Source organism: Halorussus salinus (assembly GCF_004765815.2).
Lineage (GTDB): Archaea > Halobacteriota > Halobacteria > Halobacteriales > Haladaptataceae > Halorussus > Halorussus salinus.
Window position 1 is genome coordinate 1,094,660 of sequence record NZ_ML974127.1, and the last position, 22,828, is coordinate 1,117,487.

Genomic DNA, 22,828 nt, shown 5'->3' on the forward strand with positions numbered 1-22,828 from the left:
GACAGCTCACCTCCATCTGACCACTCCGAAAATCGACAGTCCGGTAGCTCCTGCTCGGTTCGCCGAACCGCTCAGAAGGTCCCGAACAGTACCATGTACGCGAGACCGACGGCGGCCAGTAGTACGATACCCCAGAGAACGATGTCGAACAGCCCTTGCGGGTCGGTGATGTCCGGTAGCTCCATGTCTTGAGGTATGTCGGACGGGAGTATATCTTTCCTTGGGATTCGACCGAACGCCCTCGGCGTCGCCTCGCGCGCCGAGCGCCGCGGTCGCCGCGCCCGCCGCGCCGAATCGCGGAAAGCTAAGTGCCCGCGGGCGTCACGTGGCAGTATGACTCTCTTCGGGACCGCGGGCATCCGCGGGAGCGCAGTCGATACGGTGACGCCGGAACTCGCGCTGGCAGTCGGGCGGGCCGCCGGACGCGATGGCGAGGAGTTCGTCGTCGCCCGAGACGGCCGCGAGACGGGGTCGGCCCTCGCGGCCGCGATGGAGGCCGGACTGGAGAGCGCGGGCGCGGACGTTCGCCGGGCGGGCCAGCTTCCGACTCCGGCGCTCGCCTACGCCTCGCGGGGTCGCCGCGGCGCGATGCTGACCGCCAGCCACAACCCGCCGACCGACAACGGCATCAAACTGTTCGTGGACGGCGAGGAGTACGACCGGGACGCCGAGCGGACCGTCGAGGAGCGCGTCGCGGCCGACGACCCGTCCGTCGGATGGGACCGGTGGGGCGACAGCGAGCGCGTGAGCGTCCTCGACGACTACCGCGACGCCGTAATCGAGTACGCCCAGCAACAGGGCGCACCCCTCGACGGCCTGCGCGTCGTGGTCGATTGCGGCAACGGGATGGCCGCCGTGGCGACGCCCCAAGTCCTCCGGGCGCTCGGTGCGGAGGTCGTCACCCTGAACGCCAACGTGGACGGTCACTTCCCCGGCCGCGAGAGCAAGCCGACCCCCGAGACGCTCGAAGACCTCCGGGAGTTTCTTCGTGAGGACCCCGAGGCAGACCTCGGCATCGGCCACGACGGCGACGCCGACCGCATCGTCATCGTGGACGGCGACGGCGAGGTCGTCCACGAGGACACCGTGGTCGCCCTCCTCGCGGCCCACTACACCGACGGGAGCGACGCGGGCGACCCCGTGGTCGTGACGACGCCCAACGCCTCGGGGCGAATCGACGAGCAGGTCGAGGAGGCCGGGGGTCGCGTCGAACGCGTCCGCCTCGGGGCGCTCCACGAGGGCATCGCCGCGGCCCGCGACGACACCGAGGTCGTCTTCGCGGCCGAACCGTGGAAGCACGTCCACACGCAGTTCGGCGGGTGGATAGACGGCGTGACCAGCGCGGCCGTCATCTCCCGACTCGTCGCCGACGCGGACGGTCTCGCGCCCCTGCGCGAACCCGTCACCGAGCGACCGTACCGGAAGGTCAGCGTCTCGTGTCCCGACGACGCGAAGGCGGCCGTGATGGAGCGACTGGAGACCGCGATTCCCGAGGCCTTTTCCGACGCCGAAGTGGCGACCGAGTACGGCGTCCGCGCGACCCTCCCCGACGCCTCGTGGGTGTTGGTCCGACCGAGCGGCACCGAACCCTACGTCCGCGTCTACGCCGAGAGCGACGACGTGGACGCGCTGGTGGCGACCGCCAGCGAGGCCGTCGAGGAGGCCGTCGAGGCGGAGTCCTGACGCCCCGAACGAGACGCTCCTCGGGGGGTCTCGGGTGGGACGATTCTCGGGTAGTCTTGAGCGAGACGACTCGGGGCGAATCTCGAACGAGCGCGGCGACTCGGAACCTCGACGCCGAAACGCTCCGCCCCGAAAACGTCGGCGAGGCGTCATCTACCCGCTATTTTCCACAATTTTTGATTCTGAAGCGACGGTTTTATGATGACCTGCCGAACTGGATACGATAAGATGGCGAAAATTGACACGGGTAGACGGCGGATGCTCAAGGTCGGCGGCGCAGGACTCCTCGGAACAGGACTCGCGGGTTGCATCGGCGGCGGTGGCGGCGGTAGCGGTGGATCGGAGACGACCAACGTCGGGATGGTGTACGCGACGGGCGGTCTCGGCGACAACTCGTTCAACGACATGGCCCACAAGGGCATCACGCAGGCCGAAGACGAGTTCTCGGTCAAATCGAAGGACACCGAGCCGTCGAGTCCCAGCGACGTGTCGGCGCTCCAGAAGAAGCTCGCCCGGTCGAGCAACCCGGACTACGACCTCGTCTGCTGTATCGGGTTCGTCCAAGCGACCGCGCTCAAGGAGAACGCCGAGCAGTTCGGCGACCAGAAGTTCATGATCGTAGACTCGACCGTCGAGAAGGACAACGTGTCGAGCTACACGTTCAAGGAACACCAAGGCTCGTTCCAAGTCGGCAACCTCGCGGCCCTCCTCACCTCGCGTGACTTCCAGACCACGGCGTCCGCGGAGGGGACCGAAGTGGCGGCCTCGACCAACGACGACCTGAAAGTCGGCTTCGTCGGCGGCAAGGAGACCCCGCTCATCAAGAAGTTCGAGGCCGGGTTCAAGGCTGGCGTCGAACACGCCAACTCCGACGTGGAAGTTACCTCAGCGTACGCGGGCGCGTGGGCGGACCCCGGCAAGGGCCAGTCCATCGCCAACTCGATGTACGATAGCGGCGCGGACATCGTCTACCACGCGGCGGGCGGCACCGGCAACGGCGTCTTCAACGCGGCCCAGAGCAAGGGCCGGTACGCCATCGGCGTGGACTCCGACCAGTCCAAGAGCCTCCCGAAGTACAGCAACGTCATCCTCGCCAGCATGGTCAAGAGCGTGGACGAGGCCGTCTACCGCTCGGTCGAGGGCGTCATCGACGGCGAGTTCGAAGGCGGGTCGGTCCAAGCGCTCGGTCTCGAACAGGGCGGCGTCGAGGCGGTCTACGGGTCGAAACTCGGCTCCGAGATTCCCGACTCCGTGAAGTCGAAGCTGAAAGACTCCCGCGAGAAGGTCATCAACGGCGATATCGACGTGCCTACAGAGCCGTAGAACGCCCGGAATCCGACGTATCGACGCTTTTCTCTCGGTTTCGGCGCTGACGACTGGCAAGAAAGCATCGGATTCATCACGGTCGATGCTGAACGTGGTGGGTATGCGGGGGAAACGCAAACAACGGCGTCGGTTTCTGCAAGCGGTGGGCGGGGCGGCCGCGTTCGGGACGGTCGGACGCTTGCAGGACCCGACCAACGTCGGGATGGTGTACGCCACCGGCGGACTGGGGGACAACTCGTTCAACGACATGGCCAACTCGGGGGTCCAGCGCGCGGCCGAGGAGTTCGCGGTGCAGTTCCAGAACGCGGAACCGGGGAGTCCGAGCGACGTGGCGACGCTCCAGCGGCGGTTCGCTCGCTCGCGCAACCCCGACTACGACCTCGTCTGTTGTATCGGGTTCGTGCAGGCCGACGCGCTCCAACGTAACGCACAACGGTTCTCCGACCAGAAGTTCATGGTCGTGGACACCGTGGTCGAACTGCCGAACGTCGCCAGCTACGTCTTCAAGGAGCATCTCGGGTCGTTCCAAGTCGGCCACCTCGCGGGGCTGATGACGACGAGGGAGTTCAGCGCGGGCGGCGGCCAGACCAACGACCAGCCGACCGTCGGGTTCGTCGGCGGACAGGAGGTCCCGCTCATCAAGCGGTTCGAGGCCGGATACCTCGCGGGCGTCCAGCACGCGAACCCCGAGGTGAACGTCCTCTCGGCGTACGCCGGGTCGTTCAGCGACCCCGCGCAGGGCCAGTCCATCGCGAGTTCGATGTACAACAACGGTGCCGACATCATCTATCACGCCGCGGGCGGCACCGGCAACGGCGTGTTCAGGGCGGCCCAGAACAACGGTCGGTACGCCATCGGCGTGGACGCAGACCAGTCCAGAAGCCTCCCGGAGTACGCCGACGTGATTCTGGCCAGCATGGTCAAACACGTCGACGAGGCGGTCTTCCGGTCCATCCGGCGCGTCGTGAACGGTAACTTCGAGGGCGGGACGGTCAACGAACTCGGTCTCGAACAGAACGGCGTCGAGGCGGTGTACGGGTCTCAGTTGGAGTCCGAGATTCCCCAAGAGGTCAAGTCGGCGCTCCAGCAGTCCGAACAGCGGATAATCGACGGCGAGATTCAGGTGCCGACCGAACCGGCCGCGGTCGGACAGGGGACGACCACGAGTCAGTAGCCCGCGAGCGCAGAGGCTCCGTCGGGCGAACTCCGTCGCCGACAACGGGAGAAACGCCGAGTTACGACTTTCAGAACACGTCTTCTCCCTGAAAGCTCTTTCACAAATCCGGGTCGCTTAAACGGGCAGACGAAGAACACCGACCAAAGATGAGCGTAGCCGTCCACCTACAGGGAATCACCAAGCGATTCCCCGGCGTCGTGGCCAACGACGAGGTCGACCTCGAAGTCGAGGAGGGGAGCGTCCACGCCCTCCTCGGCGAGAACGGCGCTGGCAAGACGACGCTGATGAACGTACTGTACGGTCTCTACCAACCGGAGGGCGGGACCGTCAACCTGCACGGCGAACCTCGCGAGTTCGACACGCCGCGGGACGCCATCGACGCCGGAGTCGGGATGATACACCAGCACTTCATGCTGGTCGATACGCTGACCACGGCCGAGAACATCGTCCTCGGCCACGAACCTCGCAAGTGGGGCGGACTCGCGATGGACCGCGAGCAGGCCCGCGAGGACGTTCGGGAGTTGAGCGAACGCTACGGCTTCGACGTGGACCCGACCGCCCGAGTCGAGGACGTGAGCGTCGGCGTTCAACAGCGCGTCGAAATCCTGAAGGCGCTGTACGGCGGCGCTGACGTGCTGATTCTGGACGAACCGACCGCGGTCCTCACCCCTCAAGAGGTCGAGGACCTGTTCGGCGTCTTCGACGAGTTGGCGGCCGAGGACAAGACGATTATCTTCATCACGCACAAGTTGGGCGAGGCGATGGAGGCGGCCGACGACATCACGGTCCTCCGGGACGGGGAGAACGTCGGCACCGTGGACGCCGACGCGACGAGTCGCGAGGAGCTAGCCGAACTGATGGTGGGCCGGGAAGTCCTGCTGGAGGCCGACAAGGACGCCGTGGAACCGGGGGAGGTGGGACTGGCGGTCGAGGACCTTCGGGTGACCGACGACCGGGGCGTCGAGCAGGTCGGCGGCGTGGACCTGACCGCCCGCGAGGGCGAGGTGTTCGGCATCGCCGGAGTGGACGGCAACGGGCAGTCGGAACTCGTGGAAGCGGTGACGGGCCTCCGGACGCCCGAGGAGGGAACCGTCTCGATGTACGGCCGGGACGTGACCGACCTCTCGCGCCGCGAGCGCATCGACGCCGGGATGGCTTACGTGCCCGAGGACCGCCAAGCGCGGGGACTGGTCATGGAGTTCGACCTCGTGGAGAACGGCCTGCTCGGGAGCCAGCACACCCCCGAGTTCGCCGAGGGCGGGCGCGTCGATTGGGACCACACGCGCGACCACGCCGAGGACATCATCGAGGAGTACGACGTGCGCCCGCCCGACGCCGACGCCGACGCCGAGTCGCTGTCCGGCGGCAACCAACAAAAGTTCGTCGTCGGTCGGGAGTTCGCCCGCGACCCCGAAGTCGTGGTCGCCTCCCACCCGACCCGCGGGGTGGACGTGGGGAGCATCGAGTTCATCCACGAACGCCTGCTGGACCTGCGCCGCGAGGGCAAGTCCGTCCTGCTGGTCTCGTCGAAACTCGACGAGGTCCAACAGCTTTCGGACCGCCTCGGCGTGATGTACGAGGGGGAAATCGTGGACGTGGTGGACCCCGACCGCGTGACCGAGGAGGAACTCGGCCTGCTGATGGCGGGCCAGACGCCCGAGGACGCGCCGAGCATCGCCGACGCCGCGGGAGGTGAGCGATGAGCGATTCGTCCGACGCCCCCGACGCGTCTGACGGTGGGTCGGGCGACGAGTCGTGGCAGACCCGCGCGGACCGCGCGCTCGGCCGCCTCGTGGACGCTTCGGCCGCCGAGCGAATCCTCATCAGCTTCGCGGCGCTCGGCCTCTCGGTCGTCGTCGGCGCGGTCATCGTCCTCGTGTCGGGGTGGGTCGCGACCTGCGACTCGCCGTTCTTCGCGATGGCTGGCGTCGGGTCGTTCTGCTACGACCCAATCGCGGTCTACCGGGTCATGCTGGTGGGCGCGGCGTGGCCGCCGTACAACTTCGCCATCACGCTCAAGGAGACCACGCTGTTGCTGTTCACGGGTCTCTCGGTCGCGGTCGCGTTCCGCGCCGGGATGTTCAACATCGGGACGCAGGGCCAACTCCTGTTGGGCGCACTCGGGACCGCGCTGTCGGTCCTCTGGGTCGCCCCCTTCGTCCCCGCGGGCGTCGTCGGCGGCGTCCTCCTCATCGCGGTCGGCCTGCTGGTCGGCGGACTGGTCGGCGGCCTGTGGGGCGCGCTTCCCGGCGCGCTGAAGGCCTACGCCGACGCCAACGAGGTCATCACGACCATCATGCTCAACTTCGTCGCGACCGGCATCGCGTTCACGCTGGTCTCGGAGGTGTTCAAGGACCCCGAGAGCCAGACCGTCCAGACGCGAGCGATTCCGAGTTTCGCGCAGTTGCAGGCGGTCTTCTTCGACAGCACGGTGTTCTCGATGTTCGCGCTGGTGGGTGCGCTCGCGCTCGTCGGGGGCGTCTACTGGATGCTCAACGGCACGTCGTTCGGCTTCGACCTGCGGACCAGCGGCGTCCAACCCGAGGCCGCCGAGTACGGCGGCGTCGATTCGAAACAGATGATGGTCTCCAGCATGGCCGTCTCGGGCGCGCTCGCCGGGTTCGGCGGCGCGGTCTACGTGCTGATGGTCGCCTCGCGGTGGCAGACCGGCATCCCGTCGCTGGGCTTCGACGGCATCACGGTCTCCATCCTCGCGGGCAACAACCCGCTCGGCGTGGTTCCGGCCGCACTCCTGTTCGGCGCGCTGAAGACCGGGAGCCTCGCCATCGAGTTCCAACTCGCGGTCCCCAAGCAGTTGGTCGGGGTCCTGCGCGGTCTCATCATCCTCTTCATCGCCATGCCGGAGTTCTTCCGGATGGTCGGCGCGCGGTTCAGCTTCGGCGACGACCAGCAGACGGTCGCCACCGACGGCGGGGAGGCGACGGCCACCGCAGGAGAGACGGCCGACGGTGCGGCCACGCCCGCGGACGAACCGACAGACGGAACTACCGGCGGTAACGAGGGAGGTGACGAGCGATGAGCTACGCCGAACCCACCCGCAAACAGCGGTGGCTCGCAGGTGCCGCGGTGCTAATCGTCGCCGCACTCCTCGCGGTCGAGTTGTTCTTCCCGGAGAGTCCGGTCTCCGAAATCGTCCGCATCGTGGACGCCAACTACGTCCGGTCGGTCCTGCGACTCGCGGTCCCCATCGCGTTCGCGGCGCTCGGTGGTATCTTCGCCGAGAAGAGCGGCGTCATCAACATCGGACTGGAGGGACTGCTCATCATCTCGGCGTTCACCTCCATCGCGGTCGCCGGGACCATCAGCGGCGGGAACCCGACCCAACTCGAACTGTGGGTCGGCTTCTTCGCCGCGGTGCTGACGAGCGTGCTGTTCGCGCTCCTGTTCGCGGTGGTCTGCATCGAGTTCAAGGCCGACCAGATTATCGCCGGTCTCGCGGTGTGGCTCATCGCGCTCGGTCTCGCGCCGTTCGCCAGCAAGGTCATCTGGGGGCAGGTCAACAGCCCGCCGGTCGCCACGCTGAACAACTTCAATCTCGGATTCATCGAGATGAACCCGCCGGTCGTGATGATGCTTCTCTCCGTCCCGGCGGCGTGGTGGGCGCTCAACCGGACCGCGTTCGGTCGCTGGATAGAGGCCAGCGGCGAGAACCCGAAGGCGCTGGACACCGTGGGCGTTGACGTGCGGAAGGTCCGCTACTCGGGCGTCCTGCTTTCGGGGTTCTTCTCCGGCCTCGGCGGGGCCGGACTCGCCTTGGGCCGCGTCGGGCAGTTCATCGGCGGCGGCGCGACGATGGTCAACGGTCGCGGCTGGATCGGTATCACGGCCTACCTGTTCGGTAACTACAACCCCATCGGCGCGTTCGGCGCGTCGTTCCTGTTCGCGAGTCTGGACGCGCTCCAGATTCGCCTCCAGCAACTGGGCTACTCCATCCCGAGCGAACTCATCGGCATCATTCCCTACGTGACGGTCATCGTCGTGCTGGCGTTCGTCGGCCGCACCCGGATTCCGGACGCGGCGGGCGACCACTACGAGTCTGGCGAGGAGTAGCCACCGACCTCGGCGACCGCTTCGTTTCTATTCGTCGCTCCTCGACGCGAATGTCGGTCACACGTTTACTATCCTCGCGTCGTAACACGTATCGTGACAGTCGAATCAGCGATGGGCCGGATTCGAGAGGCCGACGACATCGACCGCACGGAAGCCGACGACCGAGAACAGCAACACGAGATGTATCGCAAGACGTTGCGGGCGCTCGAAGACGTGACGCCGGACGACGACGACGAGGGAGTGACGGTCGTAACGAACTGGATATTAGAGCAGTTAGAGAGCGACGGCGAGCGGCCGAGTTCGAAGGCGGTTCGCCGCCGAGCGCGCGAATACTGCCGAGCGAACGGATACGACGTGTCGGACAACGACTGGCTCGGCCAGTAGCGAACCGCGCACCTCTCGACGCGTGACTTCCGAGGCGATTCCGCGGTCGAAGTCGGGCCGCTACTCCAGCATCTCCTCGGTAATCGTGTTCGGCAGGAGTTCGCCGAGGGTGTACTCGCTCGCGTCGATGCTCCCGTCGTCGCCGCCCTCGTCACAGACCACCGGCAGGTCGTCGTCGCAGAACTCCGCGAGCGTCTGGCGACACATCCCGCAGGGAGTTACACCGTCGCGCGCGCCGGAACTGACCGCCAGCGCCGCGAAGTCGCGGTGGCCCTCCTTGACCGCCTCGGCGATGGCGACCTCCTCGGCGTGCAGGGAGTTGCTGTAGTTGGCGTTCTCGATGTTACAGCCGACGTAGACGCTCCCGTCGGCGGCCCGGAGCGCCGCGCCGACCGTGTAGTCCGAGTAGGGAACGTGGGCCTGCGCTTGGGCGTCGCGGGCCTCCTCGATGAGTTCGTCCATGGTGGCGGCAGTTGGCGGCCGTCGGTCAAATATCTCCCGTCTGCGAGCGGTGGGTGCGAACGAGGAGCCGAGCGATCGTCCGCGAGGAGTGACACTGGGTGCGATAAAAACTCTCTCCCTTGCTAAAAGAACTAAATTCAATCAGTAGACATAGATAGAGGAGTCCCGACTCGCTCGCGTTCCGTGCGGAGGTTGAAGTACGAGAACGGCACGAACCTCGCCCGGACGTTTCGCGCCGTTGCGGGCCAGATAGCTGGCGAGTCAGTCAGCAGTGTCGCTCGGCCGTGCTGTCGTTCGCTGGCGGGACGACGGTACTGCCCCACCCCGTAACGGCCAGTCCGACTAACCTGAGAGAGGGCTGTGCCACACGAGAAATCCGGGTCGTGGTAGTGGAGCGCAATCGCCGCAACACTATTCGTAGCTGTCTCGGGGCGGACCCCGAGGAGCGTGCCGTACCATCGAGTGGAACCCCGGCCACCGACTGGACAGAGCGGCCACTGACCGGACAGCGACCACCGACCGCACTGACGCCGACTCCGAGGAGTCACCGCACCGCGACCGCTCCGCGACAGCCACCGTGAGCCTCACTCCTCCCCAGCCTCGCGGCCGCATCCGCGGCCGCGTCCCTCGCACGGTGGGCGCGGCGCACGAGCCGCCGCGCCCGCGAGCGCCGGGTGGAAAGTTGAGATGTTACAGAACCCGGCCGCATCGTCCCACGCCGAGCCGTGGCCGTCTCGCTCCCGAGGCCGCGACGAACCCTTTAAGCCCCGCCGACGAGTCAACCACGGGCATGACCGGCGACAGCGAAGACCCGAACGACGACGTGCAGTACCACATCGAGGTCGGCGAGGAGGACGTGGCCGACGCCGTCCTCCTGCCCGGCAACCCCGAGCGCATCGAGAAGATCACGCAGTTCTGGGACTCGGCCGACGAGATGGCCAGCCACCGCGAGTACCGGACCGTCACCGGCGACTACGAGGGGACGCCCATCAGCGTGACCTCCACCGGCATCGGCAGTCCCTCGGCCGCCATCGCGGTCGAGGAGCTAGCCCGCGTCGGCGCGGACACGTTCGTCCGAGTCGGCTCCTGCGGTGCCATCCAGCCGGAGATGGAAGTCGGCGACTTGGTTATCTCGACCGGCGGCGTTCGCCAAGAGGGCACCAGCGACGCCTACGTCCGCGAGGACTATCCCGCCGTGGCGGACTACGAGGTCGTCTCGGCGCTCGTCGCGGCCGCCGAGCGGCTGGGCTACGACTACCACACCGGCGTCACGATGAGCGCCGACAGCTTCTACGCCGGGCAGGGTCGCCCCGGCTTCGAGGGTTTCGAGGCCGCCGGGAGCGACGAACTCGTCGAGAATCTCAAGGACGCGAACGTCAAGAACATCGAGATGGAGGCCAGCGCCATCATGACGCTCGCGAACATCTACGGGCTTCGGGCGGGCGCGGTCTGCTCGGTGTTCGCCAACCGCGAGACCGGCGAGTTCCTGACGGAGGGCGAGAACCGCGCCGCCGAGACGGCGAGCCTCGCGGTGAAGCTCCTCGCGCAGATGGACGAGGTGAAAGCAGAGAATGGCGTAGACCGGTGGCATCCCGGCCTGAGTCTCGAATAGGCGTCTCGACCCGCCGGGACGACCCCGGCTGGCTCACTCGCCTTCCGGCGCGCGGACCGAGAGGACGGGCACTTCGGACTTCCGGACGAGCTTCGCGGTCGTGCTACCGAGGAAGTAGCGGTCGATGCCGGTCCGGCCGTGGGTACCCATCGCAATCAGGTCTACGTCGTTCTCGTCGGCGTAATCCAGTAGACTTCGGGCCGGAACCCCGTCGCGGACCTCGGTCACGGCGTCGAGTCCTGCCTCGCGAGCGCGTTCGGCGACGCGCTCGGTCGCGTTCTCGCCGCGCGTTTCGAGGCTGTCCAGTAGGTCGGTCGTCGCCGCCACGTCCACGCCCTCCTCGCTCCACGAGTCGGCACCGGTCGCCACGGCCTGCACGTTGACCACGTTGACGGCGTGGACGGTCGCGTCGTACCGCTCGGCGACGGCGAGTCCGTGTTCGACCGCGACCTCGGCGCAGTCGCTCCCGTCGGTCGGAATCAACACGTCGTCGTAGCCGTCGCCGACGACGCTCCGGTCGGTGACGCGGACGGTGAACACCGGCACGTCCGAGAGGCGGACGACGCGCTCGGTCACACTCCCGGTGGTGTATCGGTCCAGTCCCGTCCGGCCGTGGGTGCCCATGAACACGAGGTCCGCGTCGTTCTCGTCGGCGTAGTCGAGAATTCCCTCGGAGGGCTTGCCCTTGACGACCGCGGTCCGCACGTCGTCGTCGGGTCCGGCGAACTCCTCGACCTCCGAAATCGTCGCTCTGGCTCGCTCTTCGAGTCGGCCGACGAACTCCTGATCGACGCCGCCCGCACTGAAGAGTCCGCCCGCGGTCTGCACGTCCACGACGTTTATGAGGTGGACCGTCGCGTCGAATCTACGAGCGATATCGAGGGCGTGTTCCGCGGCGCGTTCGGCGGGCGGGCTTCCGTCGATGGGAACGAGGAGGGTGTCGTACATGACTACCGCTCACTACGACGGGGCGACCCTTAAGAAGGAAGGAAGTTCTCAGTCGATAGGGGTTCGTTTCACAACAGGTCGGCGTCCACGAGCCGGTCTACCGCTTCGCCGATTCGCTCCTTGCTGTTGGCGTAGGAGATGCGGGCGTAGCCCGGCGCGCCGAACGCGCTCCCCGGCACGGTGGCGACGTGGGCCTGTTCGAGGGCCTGCTCGCACCACGTCTGGTCGTCCTCGGCGACCTCCATCATTAGGTAGAAGGCGCCGTCCGGTTCGGGAGCCGCGACGCCTTCCGCGTCGAGTCTGTCCAGCAGGAACTCGCGGCGTTCGGCGAACGCCTCGACCATCTCGGAAACCGACTCGTCGGTGTGTTCGAGGGCTTCGACGCCCGCGTGCTGGACGAAGTTGGTCGCACACGACACGGAATGAGAGTGGAGCTTTCCGGACTGGGAGACGAGTTCTTCGGGACCGGCGTAGTAGCCGAGTCGCCACCCGGTCATCGAGTAGGCCTTCGAGAAGCCGTTGACGGTGACGGTTCGGTCGGCCATCCCCTCGAAGGTGCCGAGGCTGGTCGGCTCCGGGCCGTAGGTGATTTCCTGATAGATTTCGTCGCTGACGACGGTCACGTCGTGTTCGACCGCGAGGTCGGCGACGCCCGCGAGCGCGTCGTCCGAGTAGACCGCGCCGGTCGGGTTGTTCGGCGAGTTGACGACCAGCAGTTCGGTCTCGTCGGAGATGGCGTCGCCGAGTTCGTCCAGCGCGGGTTCGAGTTGGAAGTCGTGCGGAGCGAGGTCCACGCGATTGAGGTCGCCGCCCGCGAGTTTGACCATCGCCTCGTAGGAGACCCACGCGGGGTCCAGCAGGACCACTTCGTCGCCGTCGTCCACGAGGGTCTGGACGACCTCGTAGAGCGCCTGCTTCGCGCCGGGCGTGACCACCACGTTCTCGGCCTCGTGGTCCAGCCCGTCGCTCCGCAACTTCTCGGCGATGGCGGCCTTGAGTTCGGGGATTCCGTTCGAGGAGGTGTAGCCCGTGTGGCCCGCGTCCATCGCGTCCTTCCCGGCGGAGACGACGTTCTCGGGCGTCGGGAAGTCGGGTTCGCCCACGCTCAGGTCCACCACGTCCGCGCCCTCGGCTTCCAGTTCGGACGCGAGGTTGCTGATAGCCAGCGTCGCGCTCGGTTCGACTCGTTGGATTCTATCTGAAAAGTGCATGTTAGAGTTCCTCCGCAAGTTCGACTGCCGCATCTACCGCCTCTTTGCCTTTGTCCACGCGCTCGCGGGCCTCCGCGCCAGACATCCCCGGTCCGCTCACGCCGAAGGTGACGGGCACGTCGCGGTCGAGGCTCACGTCGGTCAGCCCCTGCGCGGCGGCGTCGGCGATGACTCGGTCGTGGTCGGTGTCGCCGGTCACTATCGTCCCGACCACCGCCACGGCGTCTATCTCCTCGCGCCGGGCCAACCGGTCGGCCGCCAGCGGCGCGTCGTACGCGCCGGGGACGCGGAGGGTCTCGACCACCTCGGCCCCGCGGTCGGCGGCGGCTTCGTGGGCGTGTTCTTCCATCTGGTCGGTAACTTCGCGGTTGAACCGCGAGACGACGAGACCGAGCGAAACCATGTCCGGGTGGAGGTTTGGCCGAGTAAAAGAACTACCGTTCTCCGGAAAACTTGTATCCCTCGGGATGCTTCCCGGAAACGATGACCGCAGACGAGGAGTCCGCGAACGTCCGCCACTGGGCGCGCGAGTCCACGAGTGCGTTCGGGCGAACGGTGGGCACGCGCGCCGCGCTCGCGGTGCTGGCCGTGACGCTGTTCTCACTGACGCTTCGGTTCTTCGCGCTCGGGTCGCGAGTGTTCCACTGGGACGAGGGCCGGGTCGGCTACTGGATTCTGCGCTACGCCGAGAACGGCATCTGGGAGTACCACGCTGTCATCCACGGCCCGTTCGTCTACCACGTCAACAAGTATCTCTTTCAGTTGTTCGGCGCGAGCGACTTCGTGGCGCGCGCGCCGGTCGCGGTGGTCTCCGGCCTCCTGCCGTTGACCGCGTGGCTGTTCCGCGAGCGACTCAACCGCGTCGAGATGGTGACGGTGGGTCTGTTCTTCGCGGCGAACCCCATCATCCTCTACTACTCGCGGTTCATGCGCAACGACGTTCTCCTCGCGGCGTTCATGGTGTACGCGCTCGCGTTCTACACGCGACTGTTCGACACCCGCAAGCCCCGATACCTCTACGCCGGAACGCTGATGCTCGCGCTGGCGTTCACGACCAAGGAGAACGTGCTGGTCTACGTCGTGACGTGGGTCGGCGCGGCGGTCCTGCTTCTGGACCACCGACTCCAACTCTCGGGCGAGGACAGGGCCGAGGCCCTCCCCGGACCGCTCTACGAGGCGGTGCATGCCTACCGGTCGGCCGGTGAGAACGACCGGAGTCCGTTCGGGGCTTTCGGCAAAAAGCTGGTCGTTCGCCTCCTGTCCAGCAGGTGGACGCTCCACGTCGTGCTAGGCCTCCTGTTCTTTTTCGCCGTGGTGATATTCTTCTACGCGCCGCGCTCGCGGGGTATCGCGGAACCGGGTCTCTGGAAGGCGTTCTCGAATCCGGGGCTGTTCCCCGCGGTAATCGAAGAAGCGACGGTCGGGTCGTGGGAGTCGTTCGTCGGCAAGTGGGGCGAGGGCAACCAGAAGTCGTACATCGACACGTTCCGGTCGCTCGGGGCGGTCCTCTGGAAGAGTTCGGCGGCGTTGTTGGCGCTCGCTGGAGTCGGCTTCCTGACCGACCGCTACGTCGGCGACAAGCCCCGCGACGTGGTGGCGTTCGCGTTCTACTGGGGTTTCGTCAGCATCATCGGCTACCCCGTCATCGTGGAGAACGCGTTCCCGTGGGAGGTCGTCCACGCCGTCGTCCCGCTGGCGATTCCGGCTGGGGTCGGACTGGCCATCCTCGTCCGGTGGGGGAGCGAAGCCGTCACGGAGGGCGACGCGATGAGTGCGACGCTGGCGGCGCTCCTCGTCCTGTTGGTCGCCGGGCAAGTCGCCGCGACTGCGGCCACGACGACGTACATGCACCCCGCCGACCAGTACTTGGACGACGGCGAGTCCGAGCGGAACGCGCTCGTCCAGTACGGCCAACCCGCAGAGGGCATTCGGCCGACGCTCGAACGCGTGCGCTACGCCGCGACCAACAACGAGGGAACCGACGTGCTGTACTACGGGTCGGACTTCTACGTCGCCGACGAGTCGGAGAACGACCGGTGGGCCGCTGGCGGCGGGTGGTACGACCGGTTGCCGCTCCCGTGGTACACCGAGATGTACGGCGCGGAGGTAGACAGCACGACCGACGTGCAGGAAATCGAGTCGAACCCGCCTCCGGTCGTCGTCGCCCGCGCTGGCGACCGACAGGTCGTCGCCCAGCAACTCGACGGCTATCGGGCCTTCGAGGAGGAACTCACTCTCTGGGGGAGCGAGACGGTCTTCTTCGTGGACGAGGAGGCCCTTCCACCCGAGCAACGCGGCGAGTCCGGGTGAGCGAAACCGACGAGAAGTAACCACATTCTTGCACAACACTCACCCTAGTTGGCAAATCTTATGCAGGGGCGTCTACAACTGCCGACCAGATGAGCGACAGAGAGACGATTGGCGTCGTCGGCGGGGGACAGCTCGGTCGGATGCTGGCGGAGGCGGCCGCGCCGCTCGGCGTCGAGGTGGTCGTCTTGGACCCAACGCCCGACTGCCCGGCCTCGCCGGTCGCCCGCGACCAAATCGTCGGCGAGTTCGACGACGAGGAGGGAATCGACGAGTTGGCCGCGTGCGCCGACTACTTGACGTACGAAATCGAGTTGGCCGACCCCGACGTGCTGGAACGAGTCGCGAAGCGACACGGCGTGCCGGTCAACCCCGACCCCGACACGCTCCGGACGATTCAGGACAAGTTGGTCCAGAATCGCGCCCTGCGGGACGCCGGGGTGCCGGTGCCCGACTTCCGGCGGGTGGACGACCGCGAGGACCTGCTGGCGGCAGTCGAAGACTTCGGCTACCCTGTCATGCTCAAAGCCCGCGAGGGCGGCTACGACGGCCGGGGCAACGTCCCAATCGCCGACGAGAGCGAGATAGACGCAGCCCTCGACCAAATCGAGGGCGGCGCGGTGGTCGAGGAGTTCGTGGACTTCGAGCGCGAGGTGTCGATTATCGGCGTGAAGGGAGACGGCGAGACGGCGGCGTTCCCGCTCGGCGAGAACGTCCACCGCGAGGAGATTCTGCGCGAGACGGTCGTCCCGGCCCGCACGAGCGAGGCGGTCGCCGAGCGCGCCCGCGAGGTCGCCGAGGACGTGCTGGCGATGCTGTCGGGACGGGGCGTGTACGGCATCGAGTTGTTCGAGACCAGTGACGGCGAGATTCTGGTCAACGAAATCGCCCCGCGACCGCACAACTCCGGCCACTACACCATCGAGGGCGCGCTGACCTCCCAGTTCGAACAGCACGCCCGCGCCGTGACGGGGCGACCGCTCGGCGCGACCGACCTCCGGCGTCCCGTGGTGTCGGCGAACCTGCTGGGCGACGGCGACGAGCGCCGCCCCGCAGACTCCTCGGGCGACGAGGAGATTCTGGCCCATCCGGGCGCGAGCCTCCACTGGTACGGGAAACACGAGGTCTACCCCTTGCGGAAGATGGGCCACCTGACGGTGGTCCGGCGGGACTCCGAATCGACCGACGAACTCCTCGAAACGGCGCGCGAACTGCGCGACGAGGTGACCTTCGAATGAGCGACGACGAACTTCAGACTCTCATCGACGACCTGCGAGCAGAGGCAGAGCGCGACAGGGACCCCGAAGACACCCCCGAAATCGGCATCGTCATGGGGAGCGACTCGGACCTCGACGTGATGGCTGGCTCGGAGGAGGGCCGCCCCGGAGCCTACGACGCGCTGACGCGACTGGGCTTCGAGGAGGTCACCGACTACGACGACCCGCCCGAGGCGCGGTTCACCTTCGAGACGTACGTCGTCTCGGCCCATCGCACGCCCGAGTTGATGTACGTCTACGCCGAGACCGCCGAGGAGCGCGGCCTCGACGTTATCATCGCGGGCGCTGGCGGAAAGTCCGCTGACCTGCCGAACATGACCGCCTCCATCGCGTACCCGCTTCCCGTCGTCGGCGTGCCCGTCCAAGAGAAGTCCCTGCCATCCGTAGTGGGGATGCCACAGGGCGCGCCCCTCGTCGCGGTGGACGCGGGTAAGTCGTTCAACGCGGCGCTGTCGGCGGTCCAGATGCTCTCGCGTCAGCACGACGACCTGCGCGACAGGTTGGTCGAGTACCACGACGACTTGCAGGCGGGCGTCGCGGACGTGTCCCGGCGACTCCACGAGGAGGGCACGCCGGGATTCCGCGAGTCGAGCGAGTAAGGGACCGCGACGGCGACGGACTTGCTTTGTATTCTTCGTGCGCGCGAGCGCGATGTCGCGGCCCCCGAGGCGACCGAAACGACGGGCGGCGGCGACCGACTCACTTCCCCGAAAGTCGGCGCGTCCGACCGTTTCGTCGTTTTCTGGCCGGTTTGGTGGGCTTAACGTCAGGGATGTGGTATCGCGCTGTGTCGGTTCCGAAGACGTTCCCACTCGGAGCGTCAACTCCGACACGAAATATTCGCTTTCCCGACAGAATCCGTCAAGCCGACGAAAGGGGGTTGAGGCGGCCAGATTCGTCCGAATCGCAAGAATCAACGCTTATGAGGGTGCGCTCATAATCTCGGGATGGTAGGAGAATATCGGCATGAATCCATGGATAGCTATTGGCGCGTTGGCGCTGGTGGGGCTGTTGATACCGCTCGGGATGATGGCGGTCTCCAGCCTGCTCCGGCCCACCGTGCCCGAGAAAGGTAAATACGCCACCTACGAGAGCGGCGAGGTGCCGACGGGCGGCACGCGAATCCGATTCAACATACAGTACTACATGGTCGCGCTGCTGTTCGTCATCTTCGACATCGAGACCGTCCTCATCTTCCCTTGGACGGTCATCTACAGGAGCGCGGTTTCGATGGAGGGCGTCGGACTGGTGAAGACGCTGGCCCCGATGTTGCTGTTCATCGGTGTTCTCGTCGTCGGTCTCGGCTGGGCGTGGCGTAACGGTGCCGTACGGTGGGTACGCAACCCCGACCGTTCGCAACGGAGCGTGGATAGATAATGAGTAACGAACCACGGGATACGATTCACAGCAGTACAGACCCACAGACTAAGACCCGCGAAGCCCGGATGGGCGAAGGCGTGGACAACCGGTTCAACTCGAAGCTTCGGGAGGCGTTCGGCTCGTCGCCGTTCATCCTCACCAAGTTCGACAAGTTCATGAACTGGGTGCGGGGCTCGTCGATGTTCATGCTGCAGTTCGGTATCGCCTGTTGCAGCATCGAGATGATGCACACCTACGCGGTCAAGCACGACCTCGACCGATTCGGGTCGGGCGTGCCCCGCGCGTCGCCGCGACAGGCCGACGTGATGATCGTTCCGGGGACCATCGTCTCGAAGTTCGCTCCTCGGATGAAGCGGGTGTACGACCAGATGCCCGAGCCCAAGTTCGTCGTCAACATGGGTTCGTGTTCCATCTCGGGCGGCCCGTTCCAAGAGGGCTACAACGTCATCAAGGGGGCCGAGGAGGTCATCCCGGTGGACATCCACGTCCCCGGTTGCCCGCCCCGGCCCGAGGCGCTCGTCTACGGCGTCGTCAAGCTCCAAGAGCGCATCGCCAACGGCGAGACCAGCCCCGTGACGGTCAAGCCCTACGAACTGGAGCAGTTCGGCGACCTCGAACAGGACGAGCTCATCGACAAGCTCGCGGACGACATCGACGAGGACACCCTCGTCATGCGCTACAACTGGGCTGATTCGCCATGAGTTCCCAAGAGAAATCCCCCGAAGGAGACCTTCCGGCGGTCGAGGGCGTCGATTACGACGCGCTCGAAGCCATGCTCGGCGAGCGGGTCCTCGACCGCGAGACCCACCTGAACGCCGAAGGGTTCGTCGTCCGACCCGACGAGGTCGAGGAGACCCTCGAAATTCTGCGCGACGAAGCCGGGTTCGACCACCTCTCGATGCTCACCGCGCAGGACTACCCCGACCGCTACGAGAGCATCTACCACCTCAAGAAGTACGACGACCCGACCCAAGAGGTCAGCGTCGTCGTCCCCACCGACCCGGAGAACCCGACCAGCGAGTCGGCGGCGTCGGTGTACAAGACGGCGGAGTGGCACGAGCGGGAGGCCTACGACCTCGTGGGCGTCGAGTACGAGAACCATCCGGACCTGCGGCGCATCCTCCTGCCCGAGACGTGGCAGGGCCACCCGCTGAGTTCCGACTACGACCAAGACAAACCTCAAATCGTCACGCTGCAGGAACACGTCAACCCCATCGCCGAGAACCAGCGTGGGACCGACTCCGAGTCGGACACGATGTTCCTCAACATCGGCCCCCACCACCCGGCGACTCACGGCGTGCTGCACGTCAAGACGGTGCTGGACGGCGAGCAGGTCGCGGACGTGGAGCCGGACATCGGCTACCTCCACCGGTGCGAGGAGCAGATGTGTCAGCAAGGCACCTACCGCCACCAGATTATGCCGTACCCCGACCGGTGGGACTACGCGTCGGCGGGCCTGCTCAACGAGTGGGCTTACGCTCGCGTAGCGGAGGACCTGAACGACATCGAGGTGCCCGAGTACGCCCAAATCGTCCGGACGATGAGCGCCGAGTTGTGCCGCATCGCGTCGCACATGCTCGCGCTCGGGACGTTCTGTCTGGACATCTACGGCGACTTCACGGCCATCTTCATGTACGCCATGCGCGACCGCGAGAAGGTCCAGAACATCTTGGAAGACCTGACCGGTCAGCGCATGATGTTCAACTACTTCCGGTTGGGCGGCGTGGTCTGGGACCTACCCGAACCCCGTGACGAGTTCTTCGACAAGATTCGGGACTTCATGGACGACCTGCCCGAGACCCTCGAGGAGTACCACGACCTCATCACGGGCAACGAAATCTTCCAGAAGCGCACCATCGGGACGGGCGTCCTCGAACCCGACGTGGCCAAGCAGTACGGCTGTACGGGACCGGTCGCTCGCGCGTCGGGCGTCGATTACGACCTGCGCCGCGACGACCCCTACGGCTACTACGACGAACTCGACTGGGATGTCATCACGGAAGACGGCTGTGACAACTTCGCCCGTCTCCTCGTGCGGATGCGGGAAGTCGAGGAGTCCGCGAAGATCATCAGCCAGTGCGTGGACCTGCTGGAGGACTGGCCGGAGGACGAACGCGACATCCAAGCGAACGTCCCCCGGACGCTCAAGCCCGACCCGGACACCGAGGTCTACCGCGCCGTCGAAGGCGCGAAGGGCGAACTCGGCATCTACATCCGGTCGGACGGCACCGACAAGCCCGGTCGGTTCAAGATTCGGAGTCCGTGTTTCAACAACCTCCACTCGCTGGAGGCGATGGCCGAGGGCGAGTACGTGCCCGACCTCGTGGCGGCGCTGGGTAGCCTCGACGTGATTCTCGGGGAGGTGGACCGCTGATGTTGCTCCCCTTGCAGGCCGAACCGACCCTGCTACCCGAAACCATCGGTAGAGTGCTGTTCGGCTCCGAGATGGCCATCTGGCAGGAAGCCATCGCGGGGTTCATCGGCGCGTTCATCATCGCGAACGTCATGCTGGCCAACGCCGGGGTCGCCGGGCCGTGGGCCAAGCGGAAGATAACCGCGTCGTTCACCGACCGCATCGCCGTCAACCGCATCGGTCCGTTCGGCCTCCTCATCATTCCGGCCGCGGCGGTCCAGTTGATGGCGAAAGAACTCATCATCCCGGACGGCGTCGACCGACCGGCGTACGACTTCGCGCCCATCGTGTTGGCGGGGTCGGCGCTGCTCGGTTTCGCGGTCATTCCGATGGGTTCGATTTTCGGCATCAATCTCCAACTCGCCGACCCCGAAACCGGGTTGGCCTACGTGTTCGCGGTCGCCTCCATCGCGACGCTCGCGCTGACGATGGCGGGCTACGCGTCGAACAACAAGTACTCGCTGATGGGCGGTCTGCGCGCCATCGCACAGAACATCGCCTACGAGATTCCGCTCGTCGTCACGGCGGCGTCGGTCGTGCTGTTCACGGGGACGCTCCAGACCAGCGAAATCGTCGCACAGCAGGCCGAACCGCTCGTGACGATTGCTGGCGTTACGATTCCGTCGTGGTTCGCGTTCGTGAACCCCTTCGCGTTCGTGCTGTTCATGGTCGCGAACCTCGCGGAAATCGGGCGTAACCCGTTCGACATCCCGGAAGCGCCGACCGAAATCGTCGCCGGGTACATGACCGAGTACTCCAGCATCTACTTCGTCCTGTTCTACATGGGCGAGTTCATCCACATCTTCCTCGGTGGTGCCATCGTTGCGACGGTGTTCCTCGGCGGTCCGTCCGGTCCGATTCTGCCGGGATTCATCTGGTTCATCATCAAAATCTGGGCAGTCTTCCTGTTCACGCAGTGGGCGCGGTCGGCGGTTCCCCGCGTTCGCATCGACCAACTCATCGAGATCGGCTGGAAGGGCATGCTCGTGTTGAGCTTCGCTAACCTCGTCCTGACGGCCGTCATCGTCGGGGTGATGCTCTAATGATCGGAGTACTGAAATCAATGGCGACGACGCTGAAGCACGCACTGGACGGGTCCACGTTCACGGTCGAGTACCCCGACGTGGCACCCGAAGTAAGCCCCCGTTTCCGCGGGGTCCACAAGTTCAGCCAAGAGCGTTGCATCTGGTGTCGCCAGTGCGAGAACGTCTGTCCGAACGACACGATTCAGATCGTTCAGGACGACCAGCGCAACGGCGAGCAGTACAACCTCCACATCGGACAGTGTATCTACTGTCGGCTGTGCGAGGAGGTCTGTCCGGTGGACGCCATCCTGCTCACGGAGAACTTCGAGTTCACGGGCGACACCAAAGACGACCTCGTGTACAACAAAGAGCAGTTGAAGAACGTCCCGTGGTACAAGGACATGGACCCCCTCGAATCCCGCGAACCCGACCGGGGCGCGTGGATCGGCGAGGGCGAGGGCGAGGTGGACTACCAGTAGTCCAGTCTCGAAACGTTAAAAGGACGAATACGAGAACTTCAAGGTGACTGAAATGGTATACGAGCTACTCACGTTCGGGCTGTTCGCTCTCGTCACGATAGCGAGCAGTCTGGGCGTCGTCCTGGTGCGGGACATTTGGCACTCGGCGTTACTGCTGGGTGTCGCGCTGCTCTCCGTCGCTGTACACTACGTACTGTTACAGGCGGAGTTCCTCGCGGCGATGCAGGTCCTCGTCTACGTCGGCGGGGTCCTCGTTCTCATCACGTTCGCCGTGATGCTCACGCGCCAGGCCAAGACTGAGACAGAGGAGGTGACCGACTTATGAGTAACAGCGAAATCGACGACGGCGGCCGTAAGTGGCCCGGTGTAGCCGCGCTCGCGCTCTTCGCGGTGATGGCGTGGATCTTCGTCGGCGCGGAGTTCGGTGAAGCCGCCGGGTTCCCCGACGGAGCCTCGATTACCGCGAGCATCGGCTACGCGATGTTCAACATCAACGCACAGAACGCCGTGCCGAGCGAGGGAATGCTCGTCGCGTTCGAGATAATCGACCTCGTGTTGGTCGGCGCGCTGGTCGGCGCGGTCATGCTGGCCCGACGCGACGACGGCGGCGAGATCGTCTCGGCCCTGCGTTCGGAAGCAGTAGAGGAGACGCCGGGCGACGGCGTCATCGCGGACGGCGGTGAGCCAACCGACGGTTCGCGAACCTCGTCGGAGCTTCAGTCCGACGGCGGTACCGAGCGGACCGACGAGACGGGAGGTGAGCAGTGATGGTACCGGTCGAATACTACCTCCTGCTCTCGGCCGCCGTCTTCGCCATCGGCGTGTTCGGCATCCTGACCCGCCGGAACGCACTGCTGTTCCTGATGAGCGTGGAGCTACTGCTGAACGCGGCGAACATCAACCTCGTCGCGTTCTCGCAGTTCCACGGTAACCTGACGGGCCAGACGTTCAGCCTGTTCACGCTGGCGCTGGCGGCCGCGGAGGTCGCGGTCGGTATCGGCATCATCCTCGTGTTGTATCGCAACTTCAAGGACGTGGACGTGACCGAAGCGACGACGATGAGGTGGTAAACG

General features: G+C 65.9%; 23 protein-coding genes. 19 read left to right on the top strand and 4 right to left on the bottom strand.

What is annotated here, in order from left to right:
• The first annotated feature begins 333 nt into the window (after nt 1-333).
• The 7 genes from EPL00_RS05615 to EPL00_RS05645 all read left to right on the top strand — a co-directional run bounded on the left by EPL00_RS05615 (nt 334) and on the right by EPL00_RS05645 (nt 8,641).
• The gene (locus EPL00_RS05615) at nt 334-1,683 is read left to right on the top strand and encodes a phosphopentomutase/phosphoglucosamine mutase (RefSeq protein WP_135851426.1); all 1,350 of its coding nucleotides are present in this window, start codon (nt 334-336) and stop codon (nt 1,681-1,683) included.
• Between the two features lie 228 nt (nt 1,684-1,911).
• Nucleotides 1,912-3,006 carry a BMP family lipoprotein gene (locus EPL00_RS05620; RefSeq protein ID WP_202932545.1) on the top strand — a complete coding sequence of 365 codons (1,095 nt, stop codon included), beginning with the start codon at nt 1,912-1,914 and terminating at the stop codon, nt 3,004-3,006.
• A gap of 103 nt (nt 3,007-3,109) precedes the next feature.
• Nucleotides 3,110-4,183: a BMP family lipoprotein gene (locus EPL00_RS05625; RefSeq protein WP_135851425.1), complete on the top strand. Its 1,074-nt coding sequence runs from the start codon at nt 3,110-3,112 to the stop codon at nt 4,181-4,183.
• Between the two features lie 149 nt (nt 4,184-4,332).
• A complete protein-coding gene (locus EPL00_RS05630) occupies nt 4,333-5,889 on the top strand; it encodes an ABC transporter ATP-binding protein (protein WP_135851424.1) in 1,557 nt (518 codons plus the stop codon).
• Nucleotides 5,886-7,226 carry an ABC transporter permease gene (locus EPL00_RS05635; RefSeq protein WP_135851423.1) on the top strand — a complete coding sequence of 447 codons (1,341 nt, stop codon included), beginning with the start codon at nt 5,886-5,888 and terminating at the stop codon, nt 7,224-7,226. Before EPL00_RS05630 ends, EPL00_RS05635 begins: the two co-directional genes overlap by 4 nt.
• Nucleotides 7,223-8,257: an ABC transporter permease gene (locus EPL00_RS05640; protein WP_135851422.1), complete on the top strand. Its 1,035-nt coding sequence runs from the start codon at nt 7,223-7,225 to the stop codon at nt 8,255-8,257. The genes EPL00_RS05635 and EPL00_RS05640 overlap by 4 nt, the downstream gene beginning before the upstream one ends.
• Nucleotides 8,258-8,350: 93 nt before the next feature.
• Entirely contained in the window at nt 8,351-8,641 is a 291-nt protein-coding gene (locus EPL00_RS05645; protein ID WP_135851421.1) for a hypothetical protein, read from the top strand.
• A gap of 60 nt (nt 8,642-8,701) precedes the next feature.
• On the opposite strand, the gene cdd is transcribed toward EPL00_RS05645, so the two are convergent.
• On the bottom strand, nt 8,702-9,103 hold the full coding sequence (cdd, locus tag EPL00_RS05650) for a cytidine deaminase (protein ID WP_135851420.1): 402 nt from the start codon (nt 9,101-9,103) through the stop codon (nt 8,702-8,704).
• A gap of 790 nt (nt 9,104-9,893) precedes the next feature.
• Here cdd and EPL00_RS05655 point away from each other — a divergent pair.
• Nucleotides 9,894-10,715, top strand: coding sequence for a nucleoside phosphorylase (locus tag EPL00_RS05655; protein ID WP_135851419.1), 822 nt, complete (start codon nt 9,894-9,896; stop codon nt 10,713-10,715).
• Between the two features lie 33 nt (nt 10,716-10,748).
• Here the strand turns inward: EPL00_RS05655 and EPL00_RS05660 are convergent, their stop codons facing one another.
• From EPL00_RS05660 to ribH, 3 genes are all read right to left on the bottom strand, one after another.
• Complete coding sequence (locus EPL00_RS05660) at nt 10,749-11,663, bottom strand: universal stress protein (RefSeq protein WP_135851418.1); 915 nt, start codon at nt 11,661-11,663, stop codon at nt 10,749-10,751.
• A 68-nt stretch (nt 11,664-11,731) separates the two neighbouring features.
• A complete protein-coding gene (locus EPL00_RS05665; protein ID WP_135851417.1) occupies nt 11,732-12,874 on the bottom strand; it encodes a pyridoxal phosphate-dependent aminotransferase in 1,143 nt (380 codons plus the stop codon).
• A gap of 1 nt (nt 12,875) precedes the next feature.
• On the bottom strand, nt 12,876-13,277 hold the full coding sequence (ribH, locus tag EPL00_RS05670; RefSeq protein ID WP_135851416.1) for a 6,7-dimethyl-8-ribityllumazine synthase: 402 nt from the start codon (nt 13,275-13,277) through the stop codon (nt 12,876-12,878).
• A gap of 80 nt (nt 13,278-13,357) precedes the next feature.
• Between ribH and EPL00_RS05675 the strand changes: the two genes are divergently transcribed.
• The 11 genes from EPL00_RS05675 to nuoK all read left to right on the top strand — a co-directional run bounded on the left by EPL00_RS05675 (nt 13,358) and on the right by nuoK (nt 22,825).
• Nucleotides 13,358-15,184 carry a flippase activity-associated protein Agl23 gene (locus EPL00_RS05675; protein WP_135851415.1) on the top strand — a complete coding sequence of 609 codons (1,827 nt, stop codon included), beginning with the start codon at nt 13,358-13,360 and terminating at the stop codon, nt 15,182-15,184.
• A gap of 89 nt (nt 15,185-15,273) precedes the next feature.
• Nucleotides 15,274-16,419: a 5-(carboxyamino)imidazole ribonucleotide synthase gene (locus EPL00_RS05680; RefSeq protein ID WP_135851414.1), complete on the top strand. Its 1,146-nt coding sequence runs from the start codon at nt 15,274-15,276 to the stop codon at nt 16,417-16,419.
• The gene (gene purE, locus EPL00_RS05685) at nt 16,416-17,057 is read left to right on the top strand and encodes a 5-(carboxyamino)imidazole ribonucleotide mutase (protein WP_135851413.1); all 642 of its coding nucleotides are present in this window, start codon (nt 16,416-16,418) and stop codon (nt 17,055-17,057) included. The genes EPL00_RS05680 and purE overlap by 4 nt, the downstream gene beginning before the upstream one ends.
• Before the next feature lie 367 nt (nt 17,058-17,424).
• Nucleotides 17,425-17,835, top strand: a complete 411-nt coding sequence (locus EPL00_RS05690) for an NADH-quinone oxidoreductase subunit A (RefSeq protein WP_135851412.1) — start codon at nt 17,425-17,427, stop codon at nt 17,833-17,835.
• Nucleotides 17,832-18,539, top strand: coding sequence for an NADH-quinone oxidoreductase subunit B (locus tag EPL00_RS05695; RefSeq protein ID WP_135851411.1), 708 nt, complete (start codon nt 17,832-17,834; stop codon nt 18,537-18,539). The genes EPL00_RS05690 and EPL00_RS05695 overlap by 4 nt, the downstream gene beginning before the upstream one ends.
• Entirely contained in the window at nt 18,536-20,212 is a 1,677-nt protein-coding gene (locus EPL00_RS05700) for an NADH-quinone oxidoreductase subunit D (protein WP_135851410.1), read from the top strand. The genes EPL00_RS05695 and EPL00_RS05700 overlap by 4 nt, the downstream gene beginning before the upstream one ends.
• Entirely contained in the window at nt 20,212-21,294 is a 1,083-nt protein-coding gene (locus tag EPL00_RS05705) for a complex I subunit 1/NuoH family protein (RefSeq protein WP_135851409.1), read from the top strand. The genes EPL00_RS05700 and EPL00_RS05705 overlap by 1 nt, the downstream gene beginning before the upstream one ends.
• Nucleotides 21,294-21,755, top strand: coding sequence for a NuoI/complex I 23 kDa subunit family protein (locus EPL00_RS05710; RefSeq protein WP_128478025.1), 462 nt, complete (start codon nt 21,294-21,296; stop codon nt 21,753-21,755). Before EPL00_RS05705 ends, EPL00_RS05710 begins: the two co-directional genes overlap by 1 nt.
• Before the next feature lie 52 nt (nt 21,756-21,807).
• Nucleotides 21,808-22,080, top strand: coding sequence for an NADH-quinone oxidoreductase subunit J (locus tag EPL00_RS05715; protein WP_135852455.1), 273 nt, complete (start codon nt 21,808-21,810; stop codon nt 22,078-22,080).
• The gene (locus EPL00_RS05720) at nt 22,077-22,523 is read left to right on the top strand and encodes an NADH-quinone oxidoreductase subunit J family protein (RefSeq protein ID WP_238398127.1); all 447 of its coding nucleotides are present in this window, start codon (nt 22,077-22,079) and stop codon (nt 22,521-22,523) included. Before EPL00_RS05715 ends, EPL00_RS05720 begins: the two co-directional genes overlap by 4 nt.
• Nucleotides 22,523-22,825: an NADH-quinone oxidoreductase subunit NuoK gene (gene nuoK, locus EPL00_RS05725; RefSeq protein WP_135851408.1), complete on the top strand. Its 303-nt coding sequence runs from the start codon at nt 22,523-22,525 to the stop codon at nt 22,823-22,825. The genes EPL00_RS05720 and nuoK overlap by 1 nt, the downstream gene beginning before the upstream one ends.
• Nucleotides 22,826-22,828: the final 3 nt, after the last annotated feature.